Annotated in this window: 19 protein-coding genes; 8 read left to right on the top strand and 11 right to left on the bottom strand. The window is 62.3% G+C overall.

The features are described from left to right. The first annotated feature begins 284 nt into the window (after positions 1-284). The 7 genes from NKJ81_RS18045 to NKJ81_RS18015 all read left to right on the top strand — a co-directional run bounded on the left by NKJ81_RS18045 (position 285) and on the right by NKJ81_RS18015 (position 5,800). Positions 285-1,958 (top strand): LuxR C-terminal-related transcriptional regulator, encoded by a 1,674-nt coding sequence (locus NKJ81_RS18045; protein WP_352541237.1) that lies wholly within the window; start codon positions 285-287, stop codon positions 1,956-1,958. Between the two features lie 208 nt (positions 1,959-2,166). Next, positions 2,167-2,847, top strand: a complete 681-nt coding sequence (locus tag NKJ81_RS18040; RefSeq protein ID WP_352501301.1) for a hypothetical protein — start codon at positions 2,167-2,169, stop codon at positions 2,845-2,847. Between the two features lie 225 nt (positions 2,848-3,072). Then, the gene (locus tag NKJ81_RS18035) at positions 3,073-3,243 is read left to right on the top strand and encodes a hypothetical protein (RefSeq protein WP_352541236.1); all 171 of its coding nucleotides are present in this window, start codon (positions 3,073-3,075) and stop codon (positions 3,241-3,243) included. A gap of 327 nt (positions 3,244-3,570) precedes the next feature. Next, the gene (locus NKJ81_RS18030; RefSeq protein ID WP_502893757.1) at positions 3,571-4,098 is read left to right on the top strand and encodes a c-type cytochrome; all 528 of its coding nucleotides are present in this window, start codon (positions 3,571-3,573) and stop codon (positions 4,096-4,098) included. 229 nt (positions 4,099-4,327) lie between these two features. After that, positions 4,328-4,537 (top strand): LuxR C-terminal-related transcriptional regulator, encoded by a 210-nt coding sequence (locus NKJ81_RS18025; protein WP_352541235.1) that lies wholly within the window; start codon positions 4,328-4,330, stop codon positions 4,535-4,537. A 108-nt stretch (positions 4,538-4,645) separates the two neighbouring features. Then, positions 4,646-5,308, top strand: a complete 663-nt coding sequence (locus tag NKJ81_RS18020; RefSeq protein ID WP_352541234.1) for a hypothetical protein — start codon at positions 4,646-4,648, stop codon at positions 5,306-5,308. Positions 5,309-5,347: 39 nt separating this feature from the next. Continuing rightward, complete coding sequence (locus NKJ81_RS18015; RefSeq protein WP_352541233.1) at positions 5,348-5,800, top strand: nuclear transport factor 2 family protein; 453 nt, start codon at positions 5,348-5,350, stop codon at positions 5,798-5,800. Between the two features lie 481 nt (positions 5,801-6,281). On the opposite strand, the gene NKJ81_RS18010 is transcribed toward NKJ81_RS18015, so the two are convergent. Then, on the bottom strand, positions 6,282-6,374 hold the full coding sequence (locus tag NKJ81_RS18010; protein ID WP_352473773.1) for a LysR family transcriptional regulator: 93 nt from the start codon (positions 6,372-6,374) through the stop codon (positions 6,282-6,284). A gap of 178 nt (positions 6,375-6,552) precedes the next feature. Between NKJ81_RS18010 and NKJ81_RS18005 the strand changes: the two genes are divergently transcribed. Beyond that, on the top strand, positions 6,553-6,696 hold the full coding sequence (locus tag NKJ81_RS18005; protein ID WP_352541232.1) for a hypothetical protein: 144 nt from the start codon (positions 6,553-6,555) through the stop codon (positions 6,694-6,696). 86 nt (positions 6,697-6,782) lie between these two features. On the opposite strand, the gene NKJ81_RS18000 is transcribed toward NKJ81_RS18005, so the two are convergent. From NKJ81_RS18000 to NKJ81_RS17955, 10 genes are all read right to left on the bottom strand, one after another. After that, a complete protein-coding gene (locus NKJ81_RS18000) occupies positions 6,783-7,526 on the bottom strand; it encodes an amino acid ABC transporter ATP-binding protein (RefSeq protein ID WP_352473770.1) in 744 nt (247 codons plus the stop codon). A gap of 25 nt (positions 7,527-7,551) precedes the next feature. Beyond that, positions 7,552-8,226, bottom strand: a complete 675-nt coding sequence (locus tag NKJ81_RS17995) for an amino acid ABC transporter permease (protein ID WP_023677250.1) — start codon at positions 8,224-8,226, stop codon at positions 7,552-7,554. Then, complete coding sequence (locus tag NKJ81_RS17990) at positions 8,223-8,894, bottom strand: amino acid ABC transporter permease (protein ID WP_352451492.1); 672 nt, start codon at positions 8,892-8,894, stop codon at positions 8,223-8,225. The genes NKJ81_RS17995 and NKJ81_RS17990 overlap by 4 nt, the downstream gene beginning before the upstream one ends. 133 nt (positions 8,895-9,027) lie before the next feature. Next, positions 9,028-9,816 (bottom strand): ABC transporter substrate-binding protein, encoded by a 789-nt coding sequence (locus tag NKJ81_RS17985; protein ID WP_352541231.1) that lies wholly within the window; start codon positions 9,814-9,816, stop codon positions 9,028-9,030. Between the two features lie 110 nt (positions 9,817-9,926). Beyond that, positions 9,927-11,090 carry a saccharopine dehydrogenase family protein gene (locus NKJ81_RS17980; RefSeq protein WP_352541230.1) on the bottom strand — a complete coding sequence of 388 codons (1,164 nt, stop codon included), beginning with the start codon at positions 11,088-11,090 and terminating at the stop codon, positions 9,927-9,929. Then, positions 11,087-11,590 carry an Lrp/AsnC family transcriptional regulator gene (locus NKJ81_RS17975; protein WP_023677254.1) on the bottom strand — a complete coding sequence of 168 codons (504 nt, stop codon included), beginning with the start codon at positions 11,588-11,590 and terminating at the stop codon, positions 11,087-11,089. Before NKJ81_RS17975 ends, NKJ81_RS17980 begins: the two co-directional genes overlap by 4 nt. A 318-nt stretch (positions 11,591-11,908) precedes the next feature. Beyond that, on the bottom strand, positions 11,909-12,952 hold the full coding sequence (locus NKJ81_RS17970; protein ID WP_352541229.1) for an acyltransferase family protein: 1,044 nt from the start codon (positions 12,950-12,952) through the stop codon (positions 11,909-11,911). Positions 12,953-13,155: 203 nt separating this feature from the next. Further along, positions 13,156-13,881: a 3-keto-5-aminohexanoate cleavage protein gene (locus tag NKJ81_RS17965; RefSeq protein WP_352541228.1), complete on the bottom strand. Its 726-nt coding sequence runs from the start codon at positions 13,879-13,881 to the stop codon at positions 13,156-13,158. Between the two features lie 177 nt (positions 13,882-14,058). Next, complete coding sequence (locus tag NKJ81_RS17960; RefSeq protein ID WP_352541227.1) at positions 14,059-14,874, bottom strand: tetratricopeptide repeat protein; 816 nt, start codon at positions 14,872-14,874, stop codon at positions 14,059-14,061. Beyond that, the gene (locus tag NKJ81_RS17955; RefSeq protein WP_352541226.1) at positions 14,825-15,583 is read right to left on the bottom strand and encodes a tetratricopeptide repeat protein; all 759 of its coding nucleotides are present in this window, start codon (positions 15,581-15,583) and stop codon (positions 14,825-14,827) included. Before NKJ81_RS17955 ends, NKJ81_RS17960 begins: the two co-directional genes overlap by 50 nt. Positions 15,584-15,706 lie beyond the last annotated feature (123 nt).

The following is a 15,706-nucleotide window of genomic DNA, read 5'->3' as shown; positions in this document are numbered from 1 at the left end:
CAGCCATCGCCCAGAACCTCAGGAAATTGGCCAAGATTTGCACCCTCGGAACAAACGTCCGAGCCACTTAAGGCGAGGAGGTCGCGTCGACCTTAATCAAGACACTTCGGTGCGAGTGGATCCACGGCTTCATCGCCGACTTCTTCAACACTATCGACCCGTTTCAGTCGTCCGGGACGTTCCCCATTCAGAGCGCTTTAAGTGCATTCCGGTCATTCGCGTTCGAGCATGCTATACTGCACCTTGGCTCCAAAGCAGCCATTGATGGCTAGGAACCAATGCGGATGGGCAGGTCAGACCGACAGCAATTCAACAGCGGCTCCTTGCAGGAGGCGGACCAGCTCGTGCTCGGTCGTGAGGCTTACGAGGAAAGGGCGTGGGACGACGCCTATCGGTTCTTCTCGCGTGCCGGCGAAGCGGCTCCGCTCGCAGTGGACGATCTCGAACGGCTGGCGATGTCGGCCTATTTGACCGGGCGCGACGAGGAGTACCTGCGGGCCCTGGAGCGAACCCATCATGCATATCTGGACGCGGGCGAGTGCCATCGGGCCGCCCGCTGCGCCTTCTGGCTTGGCCTGCGCCTTGTCTTTCGTGGGGAGATGGCTCAGGCGGCCGGCTGGTTTGGACGGGCGCATCGGCTGCTCGAACGCGAGCCACATGATTGTGCCGAACAGGGTTACCTGATGCTGCCCCATGTCGAACAGCAGCTTGCTTCGGGCAACCTTGAAGCGGCCTACGCTGCGGCGAGCGGCGCAGTCGAGATTGGCGAGCGCTTTGCGGACGTGGATCTGGTGGCCTGTGCACGGCACTTGCAGGGCCGTGTTCTGTTGCGCCAGCGGCGAACCGCGGAAGGTTTCGCGCTCCTGGACGAGGCGATGGTTTCGGTCACGGCCGGCGAATTGTCGCCGCTGCTTACCGGCTTGATCTACTGCAGCGTGATCGAAGCGTGTCAGCAAGTCCATGCTCTGGGCCGCGCACGCGAATGGACCTCCGCCCTGGGGCGATGGTGCGCCGAACAGCCCCAGCTGATCAGTTTCAGCGGCACCTGCCTGATGCATCGCGCCGAGATCAAGCGGCTCAGCGGCGCATGGCAGCACGCGATCGACGAAGCGCAGCAGGCCGTGGAGCGTTTGACGCAGTCGAACAATCGGAGAGATACGGCTGGAGCATGGTACCAGCTGGCGGAAGTATACCGCCTTCGCGGAGACTTTGACGTGGCCGAGCAGGCATATCGGAGTGCAAGCCAACATGGCTTCGAACCGCAGCCGGGCCTTGCCCTGTTGCGGTTGGCCGAAAGGCACATCGATGCGGCTGCGGCCGCAATCCGGCGCGTCATGGGCGCGACGACCGACCAACTGAAGCGCATTCGGCTGCTGCCTGCTCACGTCGAGATCATGCTGGCGGCTGATGACATCGAGGAAGCACGGCGTGCCTGCCACGAACTGGCGGACATTGGAGAAAGCTACGGAACCGAACCGCTGCGCGCCCTTGCCGCTCACGCGCGGGGAGCGGTGGAACTGGCAGAAGGCGAAGCGCAGGCTGCATTGACTTGGCTGCGCCAGGCACTCGAGGGGTGGCAGCAAGTCGAAGCGCCATACGAAGCAGCGCGCGTAGGCGTCATGATAGGCCAGGCTTGCCGCGCCCTCGGTGACAACGATGGTGCGGAACTGGAGTTGCAGGCAGCCCGGACAGTGTTTCGGCAGCTCGGTGCCATGCCGGACCTTTCTCGTGTCGATATCCTGCTTGGCATGCGATCAGACGGAGCCCGCGGCCTCTCTGCCCGTGAACTGCAAGTTCTCCGCCTGGTCGCTGCCGGCAAAACCAACAAGCAAATCGCCAACGAACTGGATTTGAGCGGGAAGACAGTGGACAGGCACGTCAGCAATATTTTCAACAAGCTTGACGTCCCCACGCGCGCTGCCGCCACCGCCTGGGCCTACGAGCACCGCCTGGTTTGAGCAGGTCTGGCATGGGTCGAATCACCCATGCCGTCATCGGCGCCCATTGGGTGGTTCGCCCGAAGCGCCGCCCTCCCTTCCGCGCTAGCTTGCACTCGAAATCGATCGGCCATGGATGCGCGGCGCCACGGCGCAGCTCGCCCACAGATCGCGAGACGGACGCAGTGATCGCGCTGCGAACATCCGGCCACAATGAAGGGAAGTAGCGATGTCGCATGCCGATACCGGAATGCGGGTCGCGGGCGCCTGGCTTGCGATCGCTTCTGTACTCTTGGGTTTCGTCCTGATCGGTCACGGGCCGATTAATCCCGACCTCGCCCAGCAAATGCAGGCCATCGCCAGTGGCGTCACCCTGTGGGTGGTCGTGCATTGGGCCGCCGCGGCAGCACTTTCGCTGTTCGTCGTCGCGAGCCTGATCGTGCTGACCGCCGGCTCTCGACTGACCGAACGCTGGTGGACCCTATCCGCCTGGGCGGTGGTGGCCGTCGGCGCGCTCTGGACGATGACAACCGCCGTGGCCGAGGCCACCACCGTCGCCGATGCCGTCGCCGCCAACGACATGGCGCGATTCGCGGTCTGGTGGGCCTTCGCCGAGGGCAAGGCCAACGGCTTCATGTTCCTCTGCCTGGCGGTTGCCGTGATCGCCGGCAATGAGACGCTGAGCCGGCAACAGGTAACGCCGACCTGGGCGTCACTGGTCGGAGTCGTGGCCGGGCTTGGTGCCTTCGTCGGATGGCCGCTGGGCATGTGGTTCGGCATCGGGCTGGGCAGCCTCGTCTGGGTTGCGTCGTCTTTTGTAATGGCCCTGTGGACGTTGTGGTTCGGGTTGGGGCTCGCGCGAGCCGAGAACAGCGTGTCGAAAGCTCGCAGCGCGAGCTTCAGCGCGTGAGCACCCCAAGAGGCCAGCGGCGTCCTATCAACATCAGGGAGGCCATGATGACTCACGTTGAAGGTTACACCGCCACCCCGGCAGCAATTGAAGATAGCGCCGATGTCAAAGCTGAAGGCGTGCGGCAAATGTCGGCTATTGTTTAGGGTTACCGATGCCGGCCAACAGGTGTTGGCTTGGCGCGAGGGCTGGCGTCCGAAAGCCTCCAGGGAAAGAACCCGCGGGATGGAGGGCGTGGTTCCGGCGCTATGGGGATTTGACGGTTCCGCGTGGTTCGCGGTGGGTGCACTGATGCGGCTGACAGGTGGGACTGCTCAGGCTCACAGGCGCGCGCGGCCGGCCGAGGCGGCGCATGATGCGGTGTGGCGGCTGAAGACGCCGGTCGCCTCCGGCTGACGTTTCAGGATCAAACCCAATCACTCTGAACGACCGAGTTCGACCCGGTCCGACCATCAAGGCATTTCAGGCGACGAAGTCGATCCATCAACGTGCGTGGCTCGATCGCGCCAAAAGAAGGCGTGTGCGTCGGCTGAGCAAGCTCCGTCACAGCTGCGCTCAACGGGGCGCGACAAGTGCCGACCATCCAATTGATCGCTGATGGTTACTACGTGCTGGCCATGCTAGAATTCAGCGTCCTCGACGTGGTTAAAATCGGGGAATTGCGACCGGTTGACGGCGCGGGAGGTCGACGGACAAACACGAACAGATCACAGGGAGGAAGCAATGTTTCGGACACCGGTTCATCTTGCATTCTTGACAGCGTCGATTGTTGCCCTGCCATCTTACGCGGCCATGGCCGATGACACACAGATCGCGCGCGGCGAATATCTGGTTACGATTGCCGGCTGCAGCGACTGTCACACATCCGGTTACTTCTTCGGGAAGCCCGACATGTCGCGCTTCCTTGGCGGTTCAGATGTGGGCTTCGAGATTCCTGGTCTTGGTGTCTTTGTCGCCCGCAATATCACGCCTGACAGGGAGACCGGTATCGGAAGCTGGACCCCGGAGCAGATCGTCACCGCGATCCAGACCGGCGAACGGCCGGACGGCCGCATCCTGGCGCCGATCATGCCTTGGCGCGATTTCGCGCATCTCACCGCGGATGACGCCATGGCGATCGCGGCATTCCTCCAAAGTGTGAAGCCGGTCAGCCACCAGGTTCCCGGCCCGTTCAAACCCGGGGAAGCGGTGTCGACGTTCATGATGCGGATTATGCCGCCGGGGGAAGCCGCAGCCGCTGCAACGAAGTAGGGCGGCTTTGATCGGAACGAGATTTTTAGTCGAATAATGGGTGAATGTCCGCCTTGGAGATGATGAGGCCGATATCCGAACGGCAGAGATGGGTCGATTCGAGCCGTTGCGCGAAGGGCCGCTTTTGAGAAGCGCCATGAATGTCGCGATATTGGCGCTACCTACTCGTTCCCATCGACGAGACGAATGGCAGCATCCACCCTTCCCCCGGTCCTCGGCGGCGGACGCGATGAACGGCTCGATTGAGCCCGAAACGAACTTCTGTCACATCGGTAACCTGCCGCCACCTCCTCAAATTGCCCGCGAGCTCGGTCTGAGCCAGCGGACGGTAGACCGTCACGTTAGCGATATCCTGACGCGGCTGAACGTGCGCACGCGCGCGGCAGCCACGGCCTATGCGGTCGAGCACGGCCTGATCGGCATGGTCGTATCTGGGTAATCCTACCCAAGCCAAATTTCTCGCTGCGTGGGTACTTACGCCGAAGCGGGCAACCGTGGCGCGGGTCTAAACTTCATGGCGTGGTAAAGGCCACAGGAGGTTTTCCCGATGCAAACGAATGATAACAGCATGAGCGGGCCGGGCGGTGTCTGGCTCGCCACCGGAACGCTGCTGCTGGCGGCTGCGCTCGTCTTTCACGGGCCACCGGACGCGGATTTGTCTGTTCAGATGCAGAATATCGCTGAGGGCCATGGGCGATGGGCTACGGTCCATTGGACGGCGGCAGCGGCGCTGTTCCTGATCGCCGGCGCTTCGTTCCTGAACCTGGCGCTCAACCCCCGGGTCCGGCATTCGCCGATGCTGAGTTCCGCCTGGATGGTGATGGCTCTCGGCGCTCTGACCACGTTCTCCACCGCAGTCGCCGAGGCATCGGTGGTCGCGGTCGCGGCCGACCGGGGTGACACCAACGCCTTCATGACCTGGTGGGCGTTTTCCGGCGGCATGGGTAACGGATTCTGGGCGCTAGCCCTGGCGACAGCGCTTGTCGCGTATCACGATGCCCGCGACAACGTTGGGATACTGCCCCGATGGGCCGCGATCGTCGGCTCGGCGTTCGGTATCCTTTCGGCAACCGGGTGGACACTCGGTGAGCAGCTCGGGATCGGCATCGGAGGTCCGATCTGGCTGATTTCCTCGCTTCTCATGTGCCTGTGGCTCGCGTGGTACGGGCTGTCCTCAAGCAGCGTCCGGTCGGGGCAAGCCACGGCGTAAAGCGCCTGATCCAGCATCATCTTGAGACAGGAGGAAAAAATGTCCCTTCAAACGAAGGAAATCGAGGCGACGATCCACGACATCCACGGATTCTTCACCGACTGGGTGGCGGGCCGATGCCCTGGCGACGATGCGACGTTCAAGAAGAACGCGCTCGACCGGATCAGCGACGATCTGGTCGCCATCATGCCGGGCGGCAGGGCGTTCGGGAAAAATGATTTCGCAGGTTACATGAAGAGCATCTACGGATCGAATCCGGCCTTCCGTATCAAAATACGCGACATCCGGATCAGCCATCAAAGCGCCGACCTGGCGGTCGTGAACTACCACGAATGGCAACGCGACGCGAAGGACTCTGATCAACCGAACAATGGCCGGGTCACGACGATGGTGATCCGCGATCGCGGCTACAGCCGGGGGCCCGAGATCTTGCAAGTTCATGAAACCTGGCTCCCAGCCGATGTCGTTCAGTCCGCGGATTTCGCGTTCTGAGAAGCGTCGGTCCGAAACGGGCAGAGAAAGGAATTGCGCTGGCGGCACCATCGGCTCTGCCGGCGTCATGGAGCCAGAACTGTGCTTCTTTTCAGCCCGAATTGATCCACATTCAACGTCCGGCTAGCCCAGCAAGCCGGCCATTCCATGCGTTCGCGTGGAGCGTCGGCTCGCCACCCATTGCTGCCGCTTGGTCGGCTGAACGCTTCGGCAGATCTTAGGCCCAGAGCGGACGTTAACCCGGCGCAAGATTTGGTCGCGAACAGCGCGGCCACGTCCGCAGGAGCCACGAAAGGAACCAGATCGGCGCTCCGGGGCAGGGATTTGGAAAGTATCATTGCCTAAGTTTCTGGTACTTTGAGGAAGTTCGGATAGATCATCTGCGGGACATTCAACCGCAACCGGCCGGCGGGCTTTTCGGCAAAGCTTCCCGCATCCCTCATTGCGGCAAGGATGAGCTCCAGCGCCGGTCCTGCCTGGCTCAAAACCTCTCGCCGGCTTCAGTCAGGCTCGTCGCCCTCGTGGTCCGCGTCAGAAGGGTCGCGCTAAGCCGCGCTTCCAGTTGCCTGATCATCTTGCTGATCGCCGACGGCGAGACCCGAAGTGTCTTGGCCGCGGCCGTGAAGTTGGCCGGCGCCGCTGGTTTCGCATGTTTCTTGGCGAACAGACGCCCGAAGCAGCGTTGGCCGCAGCCGACGATCCCGTCCCGGTCCCGGCCAAGAAACGCGAAAATCTATGCGAGGCCAATCTCTATGTCGCGGAGTTTTTACCGGCTCGACGGCCGTGACGATGAAGCCTTGCGGCGGTACCGGCTTGCGGTACGCGACTGCCCCCACGACTTCATCGAATATGTCGCAGCAGGCAATGCACTGCGCGCGCTCGGTGTGTCGCCATAGTGCGCCGCTGCGGATGATCCATTGTAGGCTCGAGCGCAACCTCGGCGCAAAGGCGACGGCAGGTTCGGTGCGTATTGTCGCTGCTGTCAATGCCGCAGGATCTTGCTCAGAAAAGCGCGGCTGCGGTCGGTCTTCGGGTTGGAGAAGAACTCATCCGGCGTGCCGCTCTCGACGATGGCGCCGGCGTCCATGAACACGACGCGCTGGGCGACCTTGCGGGCAAAGCCCATCTCGTGCGTCACCACCATCATGGTCATGCCTTCCTCGGCCACCGCGACCATGACGTCGAGCACTTCCGAGATCATCTCGGGGTCGAGCGCCGAGGTCGGCTCGTCGAACAGCATGATCTTGGGGCGCATGCCGAGGCAGCGCGCGATCGCCACGCGCTGCTGCTGGCCACCAGACAGCTGCGCCGGATAGGCGTTCACCTTGTCGGCGAGGCCGACCTTGGCGAGCAATTCGCGCCCGGCCTTCTCGGCTTCAGCGCGCGGGATCTTGCGGACATGGATCGGCGCCAGGGTGACGTTCTCGAGCGCCGTCTTGTGCGGGTAGAGGTTGAACGACTGGAAGACGAAGCCGATCTCGGTGCGCAGCCGCGTCATGTTGGTGGCGGGGTCGCCGAGGCGCTGGCCGTCGACCGTCAGGTCGCCGTCGCGGATCGTCTCCAGCCCATTGATGCAGCGGATCAGGGTGCTCTTGCCCGAGCCGCTCGGGCCGCAGACGACGACCACTTCCCGCGGCTCGACGCTGAGCTTGATGTCCTTCAGCACGTTGAGCGTGCCGAACCATTTGTTGACGCCGCGAAATTCGATCATGCCGGTTTTGGTCATATTGCCGGACCCTTGAGGTTCGATGTCACAACTGCACCTCGCCATGCGCCGCGCCCATGCGTTGCTCCAGCCGGCGGGCCAGCATGATCAGGGGGTAACAGACGATGAAATAACCGAGCCCGACCAGGAAGAAGACCAGCAGCCCATTGGGTACACGCTGCACCACCAGCCAGCCGACGCGGGTGAGGTCGGTGAGGCCGATGGCCGAGACGACCGAGGAATCCTTGATCAGCAGCACATATTGCCCGACCAGCGGCGGCAGCACGATGCGCATCGCCTGCGGCAGCACTACCTGGCGCATGCGCTGCCAGCGCGACAGGCCGGACGCAAGCGCTGCCTCGACCTGGCCGGTCGGCACCGAGCGGATGCCGGCGACGACGATCTCGCAGATGAAGCAGGCGGCCAGGTTGGTCAGCGCGATGATGCCGGCGGTGAAGGCGTCGAGCTCGATGCCGAGTTCCGGCAGGATGAAGAAGATCAGGAAGATCTGCACCAGGAACGGCGTGCCGCGGATCAGGTCGACCCAGGCGCCGATCGCGCCGCTGATCAGCCGGTTGCCGCCGGTGCGCAGGATGCCGAGGCCGAAGCCGAGCAGCGTGCCCAGCACCAGGCTGATCAGCGACAGCACCACGGTCATGCCGAGGCCGCGCAAGGCGAGGGGATAGCTGCCGGCGATGCTTTGCAGCTGCTGCCAGATCATGTCCGTGCCCCCGCCAGGCCGAGCCAGCGCCCGGAGAGCGCCGCCAGCCCCTTCAGCCCGTAATAGAGCAGGAGGTAGAAGGCGGCGATGGTGATGAAACCTTCCGCCGGCATGAAGCGGTCGGAGGCGAGCAATTGTCCGGCGCGCGTCAGCTCGGCAACCGAGATCAGCGACAACAGGGCGGAATCCTTGACCAGCACGATCGCCTGGCCGAGCAGCGGCGGGATCGTCACCTTGAACGCCTGCGGCAGGATGACGAGGCGCATGCGCTGGACATAGGTCATGCCCGAGGCGACGCCGGCCTCCACCTGGCCGCGCGGGATCGACAGGATGCCGGCGCGGATGATCTCGGCGACATAGGCGCCGCTGTTCAGCGACAGGGCCAAGATGCCGACGACGAACTCGGGCAGGACGAAGCCGAGCCGCGGCAGGCCGAAATAGAGGAAATAAAGCTGCGCCAGCAGCGGCGTGGCGCGCACCGCGTCGATATAGGCCTTGGCCGGGACGCGGAACAGCCGGCCGCGCTGCAGGTTCATGGCGGCGAGCACGATGCCGACGGCGAGCGCGCCGGCAAAGGAGAGGACAGACAGCCACACGGTCGTGACGAGGCCCTGCCCGAACAGGGGCAGATATTCGACGATGGTGCGGAAGCTGAAGTTTTCGAGCATTTTGGACGGTGAATGGTGAATAGTGAATAGGGAATAGTGAATAGGGAATTGGGAATAGGAGCAGCAAGTAGCGAGTAGCTCTTCTCTACTCCCTACCCCCTACTCCCTGCTCACCATTCACCATTCACTCTACTTAGTGATCCTTCTTCCAGGCGTCGGAATTCACCCAGTAATCGAGGTTCTTCTGCAGGCGGCCGTCGAGGCTGACCTGGTCGAGGAACAGGTTCATCCAGACCAGCAGGTCCTGCTCGTCATAGCGCGTGGCGAAGGCCAGCGGCTCCTTCGACAGCATGTCCGGCATGATGATGAAGCTGCCGGCCGGGTAAGCGGTCGACTGGCCCTTGACCGCCGAGACGTCGTTGACGCCGCAATCGGCCTGGCCGTTGTTGACGGCGTCGAGCAGCAGCGGGCCGCCGCCCTTGTAGCTCTTGATGTCGGCATCGGGGAAGGCGGCCTTGGCTTCCTTCTCGCCGGTGGCGCCGAGCAGCACCGCAATCTTGGTGCCCTTGGCCTTGCAGTCCTCGGTGGACTTGAAGGCGGTACCAGCCTTGGTGAAGACTGTGCTGCCCGTGTACATGTAAGGCTTGGTGAAGGCGACCTTCATGCCACGCGCCAATGTCGGCGTCATATCGGCGACCAGAAGATCGGCCTTGCCCGACAGCAGCGCCGGGATCAGGCCGTCCCAGTCGAAGTCGAGGAAGGTGATCTTGACGCCCATTTCCTTGGCCATCAGTTCGGCGAGTTCGACCGAACTGCCGGTGCGTTCGCCGGCAGCACCCACTAGCGAGAAGGGCGGTCCTTGCGTCTGCACGGCGACGCGCAACTCTCCGCGCTTGGTGATCTCGTCGAGCGTTCCCGCACTGGCGGCAGCGGTAAGGCCAGCGAGCGCAAGGCCGGCGATGAAAAGCTTGGCAATCTTCATTTGGGCATTCCTCCTTGTTTCGTTTGTTGTTCCACTTGTTGTTTCACCCCATCGAGGTGCTTTTTGAGCGGCAGCGCCGTTGCCGGCGGCGACCACCGTTCGAAAATCCTTCAGTCCCAGCTCACCGTTTCGGCAACCTTGATGCCGCGCCTGGCCAGCTCATCGAGGAAGCGGCCATCGGGAACATGCAGCAGCGGATTGAGCAGGCCGGGCGCGGCGATCTCGCGCCGTGCCAGCATCTGCGCCACAATGCTGGCGGGATAGCCGACGCCGAGGCTCATGCCGAACAGGCCCGAGGCGAGGTCGCGTTCGATGACCAGCTCCGAGGTCACCGTCTTGCGGCGGCCGCCTTCGCTGCCGACAAAGACGTTGCGCATCACGCAAAGGTCCTTTTCGTCGGCGCCATATTGCAGTTGCGGGCCAAGCAGCCGGCCGAGGAATTCGCGTGGGCTGGCACCGGTGCTTTGCACCTTGTCCTCGGACAGGAAGCCGAGCTGCTTCAGCGGCGCCCAGAACGCTGACCAGCCGGGCCAGCGAAGCGAATAGCGGCCGGAGCGCTGCAGCCCCTTGGCGGCGGCGAGCATGCCGGCATAATGCGGCGCGTCGCCATTGGGGAAGGCTTCGAGCCTGCCCAGTCCCGCCACCTCGATCTCGTGGATGAAACGATTGTCGTGCTGGCGGGCGGCCGGCACATCGACCCGTTTGCCGTCCTCGACCAGCACGCTGTCGCGGTTCTGGCTGACCAGAACCATGTCGAAATTCCAGCTCACCTTGTAGCGCAGCGGCTCGACCACCGCCTTCGGCTCGGGAATGCCGCCGCAGTAGGAATCGATCGCGGTGATGGTGTCGAACTGGCTGGCGGCGCGCGCGTAGAGCACCAGGTCGATGCCGGGGTCGAGCCCGCATTCGGTCACGATCGACACGCCGGCCTTTTCGGCCTCGGGAGCGAGATCGGCGATGGCCTTGCCGTAATTGGTGGTGACCAGCGGCGTGCGCGTCGCGATCGCCGCCTGCACCGCGTCGCGCATCAGCGGCTGCGGCAACAGGTCGATGACCGCATCGACGTCCTTCATCACATCGGCCAGCACCGGACCGATCGCGCCCTCCGGCACGACAAAACGCACCCTGGCAAGGTCGGTCAGGCCGCCAAGCCGCGCAGCGCCGTCGGTTGCCGTGTCGACACAGACCACTTGCTCGACGCCGTCGCTGGCAACGAGATCGGCGATCGCCGCCCGGCCTTGCAGGCCGAGGCCGCCGAGAACCGCGATCTTCATGCCATTTCCTTCCGCGTCTCGTCCGACCAGCAGCCTTCCGGCAGGCTGACCCATTTGTTGCAGGACGCCATGACGACGAAGGTCTCGCTGCGCACGACTTCGCCCGGCTCGCCGGCGCCGGGGATCAGCTCGCTGGTGACGCGGTAGAGATCGGCGACATCACCGGCCACGGTCACGTCGACGATGATGTCGAAGCGCCCGGTGACGACGGCGGCCGAGTTCACGAAAGGCAGTTCGGAGATGCGCTGCGCCAGTTCCCGGGCGCGGCCGCGTCCCTGCGCATTGATGCCGACGATGGCCGAGATCAGCTCAGGGCGTTCGGTCAGGTTGAGCAGCCCGACGATCTTGAGCAGGTTGCGGTCGAGCAGGTTGCGCAGCCGCATGCGCACCGTCGGCACCGAGATCGCCATCTTCTCAGCGAGGCGGTTGACGCCAAGCTGCGCATCTTGCGACAGCAGCTTGACCAGTCGCCGGTCGGTCTGATCGAGATGTTCCCGCAAACGCTCAGGCTTTCATAAAAGGAAAGAAACGATTGGATTTTCTTTCAGATATGAAAATACCTTATGAGAGATTTTTAACAACGGCAAGAGCCATGTCATCCGCCATGGCTCTGTGCCTGTCGGCAATTTTCGTCGAGTGCGCCACATTTTGTTCTTGCTTTGTGCCGGCAGCTATGCTATTTATTTGGATGTGGTGCCAATTTGGCTCCAACGACCCGTCCTCCCGAGGCGGGTTTTTGTTTCCGGATCTTTTGAAGGTTCAGCGCCGCCGGTCTAAGATTGGCGGGACACCGTGGTTCCGCGGAGCGCAGCCGCAACTCATGCCTTCACGTGACGGGCGGAAAGGCTCATCCGCGAAATGGCCAAAATCGGCTTTTCAACAAAACTGTAGCTGGCCAGGGAGACGGCAATGCAGGCGGTGACAATAACCATGCCAGCAAGCCATGGTGATACGCTGACGCTTGCAACGACAGGAGCGGTCGCAAGCAGCACGATAGGATGCGTCAGATAGAGAGAGTAGGAGGCATCGCCCAACCTTGCCAGCAGGCGAAGAGCAAAAAGCCGGAAGTAGCTTTCCAGGCTGATGCAACCGGCGACAAGGATCAAGGCCGGGATTCCCTGAGCAAGGGTTCGCGGCAAGTTGAAGCCAAGTACCATCACCAGCATGGACACGATGGCGAACACGAGCGCCGAGACACCCAGGACGGTAGGCAAACGCGCCAGTCTGCCGACCAGGTGGCCGAGCGCCATGCCGGCAAGGAACTCAAACAGGATTGGCGTGGTGTAGAAAAACAGCACAGTGTCGGCGGCGGGTTTGAAGATGATGCGTGCAGCAACGGCGATTGCAAAGACAACGCCGACCGCGGCCATTTGCGTCAGCGTGCCGAAACGCATCGTCGCCGCGAACAGAATGTAAAACAGGATTTCCAGATTGAGCGTCCAACCCACGCCAAGCACCGGTTGGACATAGCCTGTGACCGTATCGAGATAGGGTATGAAAAGCAGGCTATTGGTGGTCTGCTCAAGAGACACTGCACGACCGGCAAACAACCAAAGTGCGGCGACCATGAGGAAGGTCATAACCCAATAGAACGGTACGACGCGTGTGAACCGCTGCATCAAAAAAGCACGGTGGTCACGACGTCTGTTCTCCGTCGAGAGAACCATGACAAAACCGCTGATGACGAAAAACAGGTCGACGCCGCTGTTTAGAATGGGAATAGACAGATCGAGCATGCCCAGTGCGGCCGGAAGATGATAGACAACAACCATGAGAGCAGCTAGGCCGCGCAAGACCTGTATCGATGTATATTGTTGAACCCGACGCGGCGCAGCGTGATCATTCTGTGGAATGATGTTCATCAAAAAATGGTCCCCGGTGCAGGAGAACATTAACATACGGGATCATTTATGTGCTGATTAATTGTTGGTTTAATTAATACGCAAAGTTTTAGATAAGTTTTATTGATATAGCGTGCCGCCACACTTACGCTCGGCCGACTTTGGCCTGCCTCGTTGCCGAACTTGGCATCTCCCCAGTGAAGAGGAGATTGGCCGTTCCCGCGCTAACGGCTGGACTCGAAGATAGCGACGGCTGCCGCTGTCAGCGCAGCGTTACTAGATGCTACTGTTCCATCAGGGAGCTCCTTGCCGTCTTCCAGTCCGACGCGCGTCGACCAACGGCGTTCCGCCGCCCGGTGCACGAAAGGCCAGACCGTGGCGTCGGCGCCGTGCAGCAGGATTGCCCGGCGCATTCCGGCGCCGTCGAGCACGGCGGCGATATCGTCGCTGATCTCCAGCGCAGCGTCCGGCTCCTGCTCGGAGATTTCGATCAGGATCCGCAGCACGCGTTTGCCATGGTCGAGGCTCACCAGGCGTTCGGCGTCGGCGACGGAGGCAAGCCCCGCCTCGATGCCAATGCCGCGCTGGCGCAGACGCTCCATGATAGCGGGCGCGGCGTCTTCGCTGAGATTGACCGAGGCATAGTCGGGCAGCTCGCTCCAAGCGGCGATCGCGGCCAGCGTCCGCTCGTCGTCATTCTCGATCCAGGCGCCGGTCGACACGCCGATCAGCGTTCCAGGGCAGGCGCGGCGGAGCGCCAGCACCGTCCGATCCATCGCCGCCGGAGCCAGGCTTTCGCGACCGTCCAGCCCGCGCACATGGACATGCAGCTCAGCCGCGCCGGTGGCGACGCAGGCGGCGCCATCGCGCGCCATGGCCTCCGCGTCGAGCGGCAGGTTGGGGTGGAAATCGGCGCTGCGCGCGCCATTGATGCAGGTCTGGACAATCATGCTATGGGCAGTCCGGTTGCGGTTGCTGCCAGTCTAGCGCGGGCCAGTGAAAACCGGAATCGCGCTGGCGAAGGCTCCTGACATATGGACGCCGGCCGGCCTGGATCAGTCGGGCAGAATGCACCTCTATCGTGTTCGGATCAGTCTTCTTAGCAAACGAACATCCGTCGGGCAGAGTTACGGCGAAACACCCAACTCGCGTAATGCAGCGTTGGCGGCACGGTATTCGATAAAATTCTTTGGACAATGGCTGATGGTATGCCTGTAAAGCGATAGTGCCTGATCGCGTTGCCCTTTAGCGGCCGCCTTTTCAAAGTCAGCCTGCGCCTTCGCCAGCGAGCCGGAATAGAAATAAAGAACACCCCTGTTTGAGTAGCTGTACGGATAATTCGGATCGAGCAGGATCGCCTGGTCGAAGTCAGCAATGGCTCGACCGTCGTCTGCCTTTCCCATCCAGGCAATGCCGCGGTTGTGGTAAATTCTTGGATTTTTCGGATCGAGACCAATCGCCCGGTCGTATTCGGCGATGGCCCGATCGGACTCACCTCGCTTGTTCCAGAGAAAGCCTCGGTTGTCGTAGGCGATGGCAAGTGTTGGGTCGATATCGATTGCGCGACTGTAGTCCGCGAAGGCGCGAATATCGTTCCCCTTTGCCACCCAGGCCAAGCCACGATTATTATATGCGAGGGCTTGTTTCGGGTCGAGCTTGATTACCTGGTCGTAGTCGGCGATGGCGCGATCATTGTCTCGCTTGCTAGCCCAGGCGATACCTCGATTGAAGTACGCGTTGGGGTCTTTCGGATCGAGGCTGATTGCCTTGTCGTAGTCGGCGATGGCGCGGTCATTGTCGCTCTTGCCTGACCAGGCCACCCCTCTGTTGTACCAGATGCTCTCATCGTTCGGATCGAGGCTGATCACTTGGCTGTAGTCGGCGATGGCGCCGTCAAAATCGCCGGCCGTCAGCCGGTGCGTTGCCGCGCCGGTAGTAGGCATGCGCGTTTTTCGGATCGAGGCTGATCACCTTGTCATAGTCGGCCAGCGCGCGCTCCTCATCGCCCTTGCTGGTCAACGCATCGGCTCGATCGTTCAGGGAACCGGCGTCGTTCGGGTTGAGCCTGATGGCCCGGTCGAAGTCGGCTATCGCGCGGTCGTCGTCGCCTTTGCGTGACCAGATCAGCCCGCGATTGTGGTAATTTCTGCCGTCTCCCGGATTGAGGCTGATTGCCCTGTCATAGTCGGCCAAAGCCCGGTCGTTCTCGCCCTTGAAGGTCCAGGCGACGCCGCGGTTGTAGTAGGCATCGCCATATTTCGGGTCCAGGCTGATCGCCTTGTCCAGATCGGCGATGCCCTTGTCGTAGTCGCCCTTGAAGACCCAGCTGATGCCCCGGTTGTAGTAGCCGCTGGCGACGGTCGGTGCGATGCCGATGAACGCGCTGTAGTCGGCGATCGCGCGGTCATAGTCGCCTCGTTCCGTCAGGGCATTGCCGCGCTTGAAATAGGCAATACCGCGGTTTTCGAGGGGCTCTGTCGCATCCTCGATCATGCGCGTACAGGCGGCGATCCGCGTGCTTGCCTCGACCTCGTCGTCGCTGACGCAGTCGCTGCTGGCGGGCAAGGCCGGGAGCGCCGAGACCAGCATCGCGACGAGGCAAACGAGGAATTGCCGGACTGCCCCGTCCCTTTGTCGAACCCGTCCGCTCAATTCGCCCCCCCATCGCGGCAAGCCCCGCTGCATTGTATTCAACGAAATCCCCGAGACAATCGCTAACGAGTTACCCGGCAAGAAACGGGTGGTCCGCGCGCGCCGTTTCACCCATCTCAATGA

Origin of the sequence: Mesorhizobium sp. M0018, assembly GCF_040323955.1 — a bacterium.
Classification (GTDB): domain Bacteria; phylum Pseudomonadota; class Alphaproteobacteria; order Rhizobiales; family Rhizobiaceae; genus Mesorhizobium.
The sequence above is the reverse complement of the archived record's forward strand: the minus strand, read 5'-3'. Positions and strand labels throughout refer to the sequence as shown.

Excerpts from the sequence above, each read along its gene's own strand:
- NKJ81_RS18030 (WP_502893757.1), top strand. The coding sequence starts at position 3,571 with ATGTTTCGGACACCGGTTCATCTTGCATTCTTGACAGCGTCGATTGTT.
- NKJ81_RS17995 (WP_023677250.1), bottom strand. The coding sequence starts at position 8,226 with ATGATCTGGCAGCAGCTGCAAAGCATCGCCGGCAGCTATCCCCTCGCC.
- NKJ81_RS18040 (WP_352501301.1), top strand. The coding sequence starts at position 2,167 with ATGTCGCATGCCGATACCGGAATGCGGGTCGCGGGCGCCTGGCTTGCG.
- NKJ81_RS18015 (WP_352541233.1), top strand. The coding sequence starts at position 5,348 with ATGTCCCTTCAAACGAAGGAAATCGAGGCGACGATCCACGACATCCAC.
- NKJ81_RS17980 (WP_352541230.1), bottom strand. The coding sequence starts at position 11,090 with ATGAAGATCGCGGTTCTCGGCGGCCTCGGCCTGCAAGGCCGGGCGGCG.
- NKJ81_RS18045 (WP_352541237.1), top strand. The coding sequence starts at position 285 with ATGGGCAGGTCAGACCGACAGCAATTCAACAGCGGCTCCTTGCAGGAG.
- NKJ81_RS17985 (WP_352541231.1), bottom strand. The coding sequence starts at position 9,816 with ATGAAGATTGCCAAGCTTTTCATCGCCGGCCTTGCGCTCGCTGGCCTT.
- NKJ81_RS18025 (WP_352541235.1), top strand. The coding sequence starts at position 4,328 with ATGAACGGCTCGATTGAGCCCGAAACGAACTTCTGTCACATCGGTAAC.
- NKJ81_RS18005 (WP_352541232.1), top strand. The coding sequence starts at position 6,553 with ATGTCGCGGAGTTTTTACCGGCTCGACGGCCGTGACGATGAAGCCTTG.
- NKJ81_RS17970 (WP_352541229.1), bottom strand. The coding sequence starts at position 12,952 with ATGAACATCATTCCACAGAATGATCACGCTGCGCCGCGTCGGGTTCAA.
- NKJ81_RS18000 (WP_352473770.1), bottom strand. The coding sequence starts at position 7,526 with ATGACCAAAACCGGCATGATCGAATTTCGCGGCGTCAACAAATGGTTC.
- NKJ81_RS18035 (WP_352541236.1), top strand. The coding sequence starts at position 3,073 with ATGGAGGGCGTGGTTCCGGCGCTATGGGGATTTGACGGTTCCGCGTGG.
- NKJ81_RS17965 (WP_352541228.1), bottom strand. The coding sequence starts at position 13,881 with ATGATTGTCCAGACCTGCATCAATGGCGCGCGCAGCGCCGATTTCCAC.
- NKJ81_RS17990 (WP_352451492.1), bottom strand. The coding sequence starts at position 8,894 with ATGCTCGAAAACTTCAGCTTCCGCACCATCGTCGAATATCTGCCCCTG.
- NKJ81_RS18010 (WP_352473773.1), bottom strand. The coding sequence starts at position 6,374 with ATGATCAGGCAACTGGAAGCGCGGCTTAGCGCGACCCTTCTGACGCGG.
- NKJ81_RS17960 (WP_352541227.1), bottom strand. The coding sequence starts at position 14,874 with ATGCCTACTACCGGCGCGGCAACGCACCGGCTGACGGCCGGCGATTTT.
- NKJ81_RS18020 (WP_352541234.1), top strand. The coding sequence starts at position 4,646 with ATGCAAACGAATGATAACAGCATGAGCGGGCCGGGCGGTGTCTGGCTC.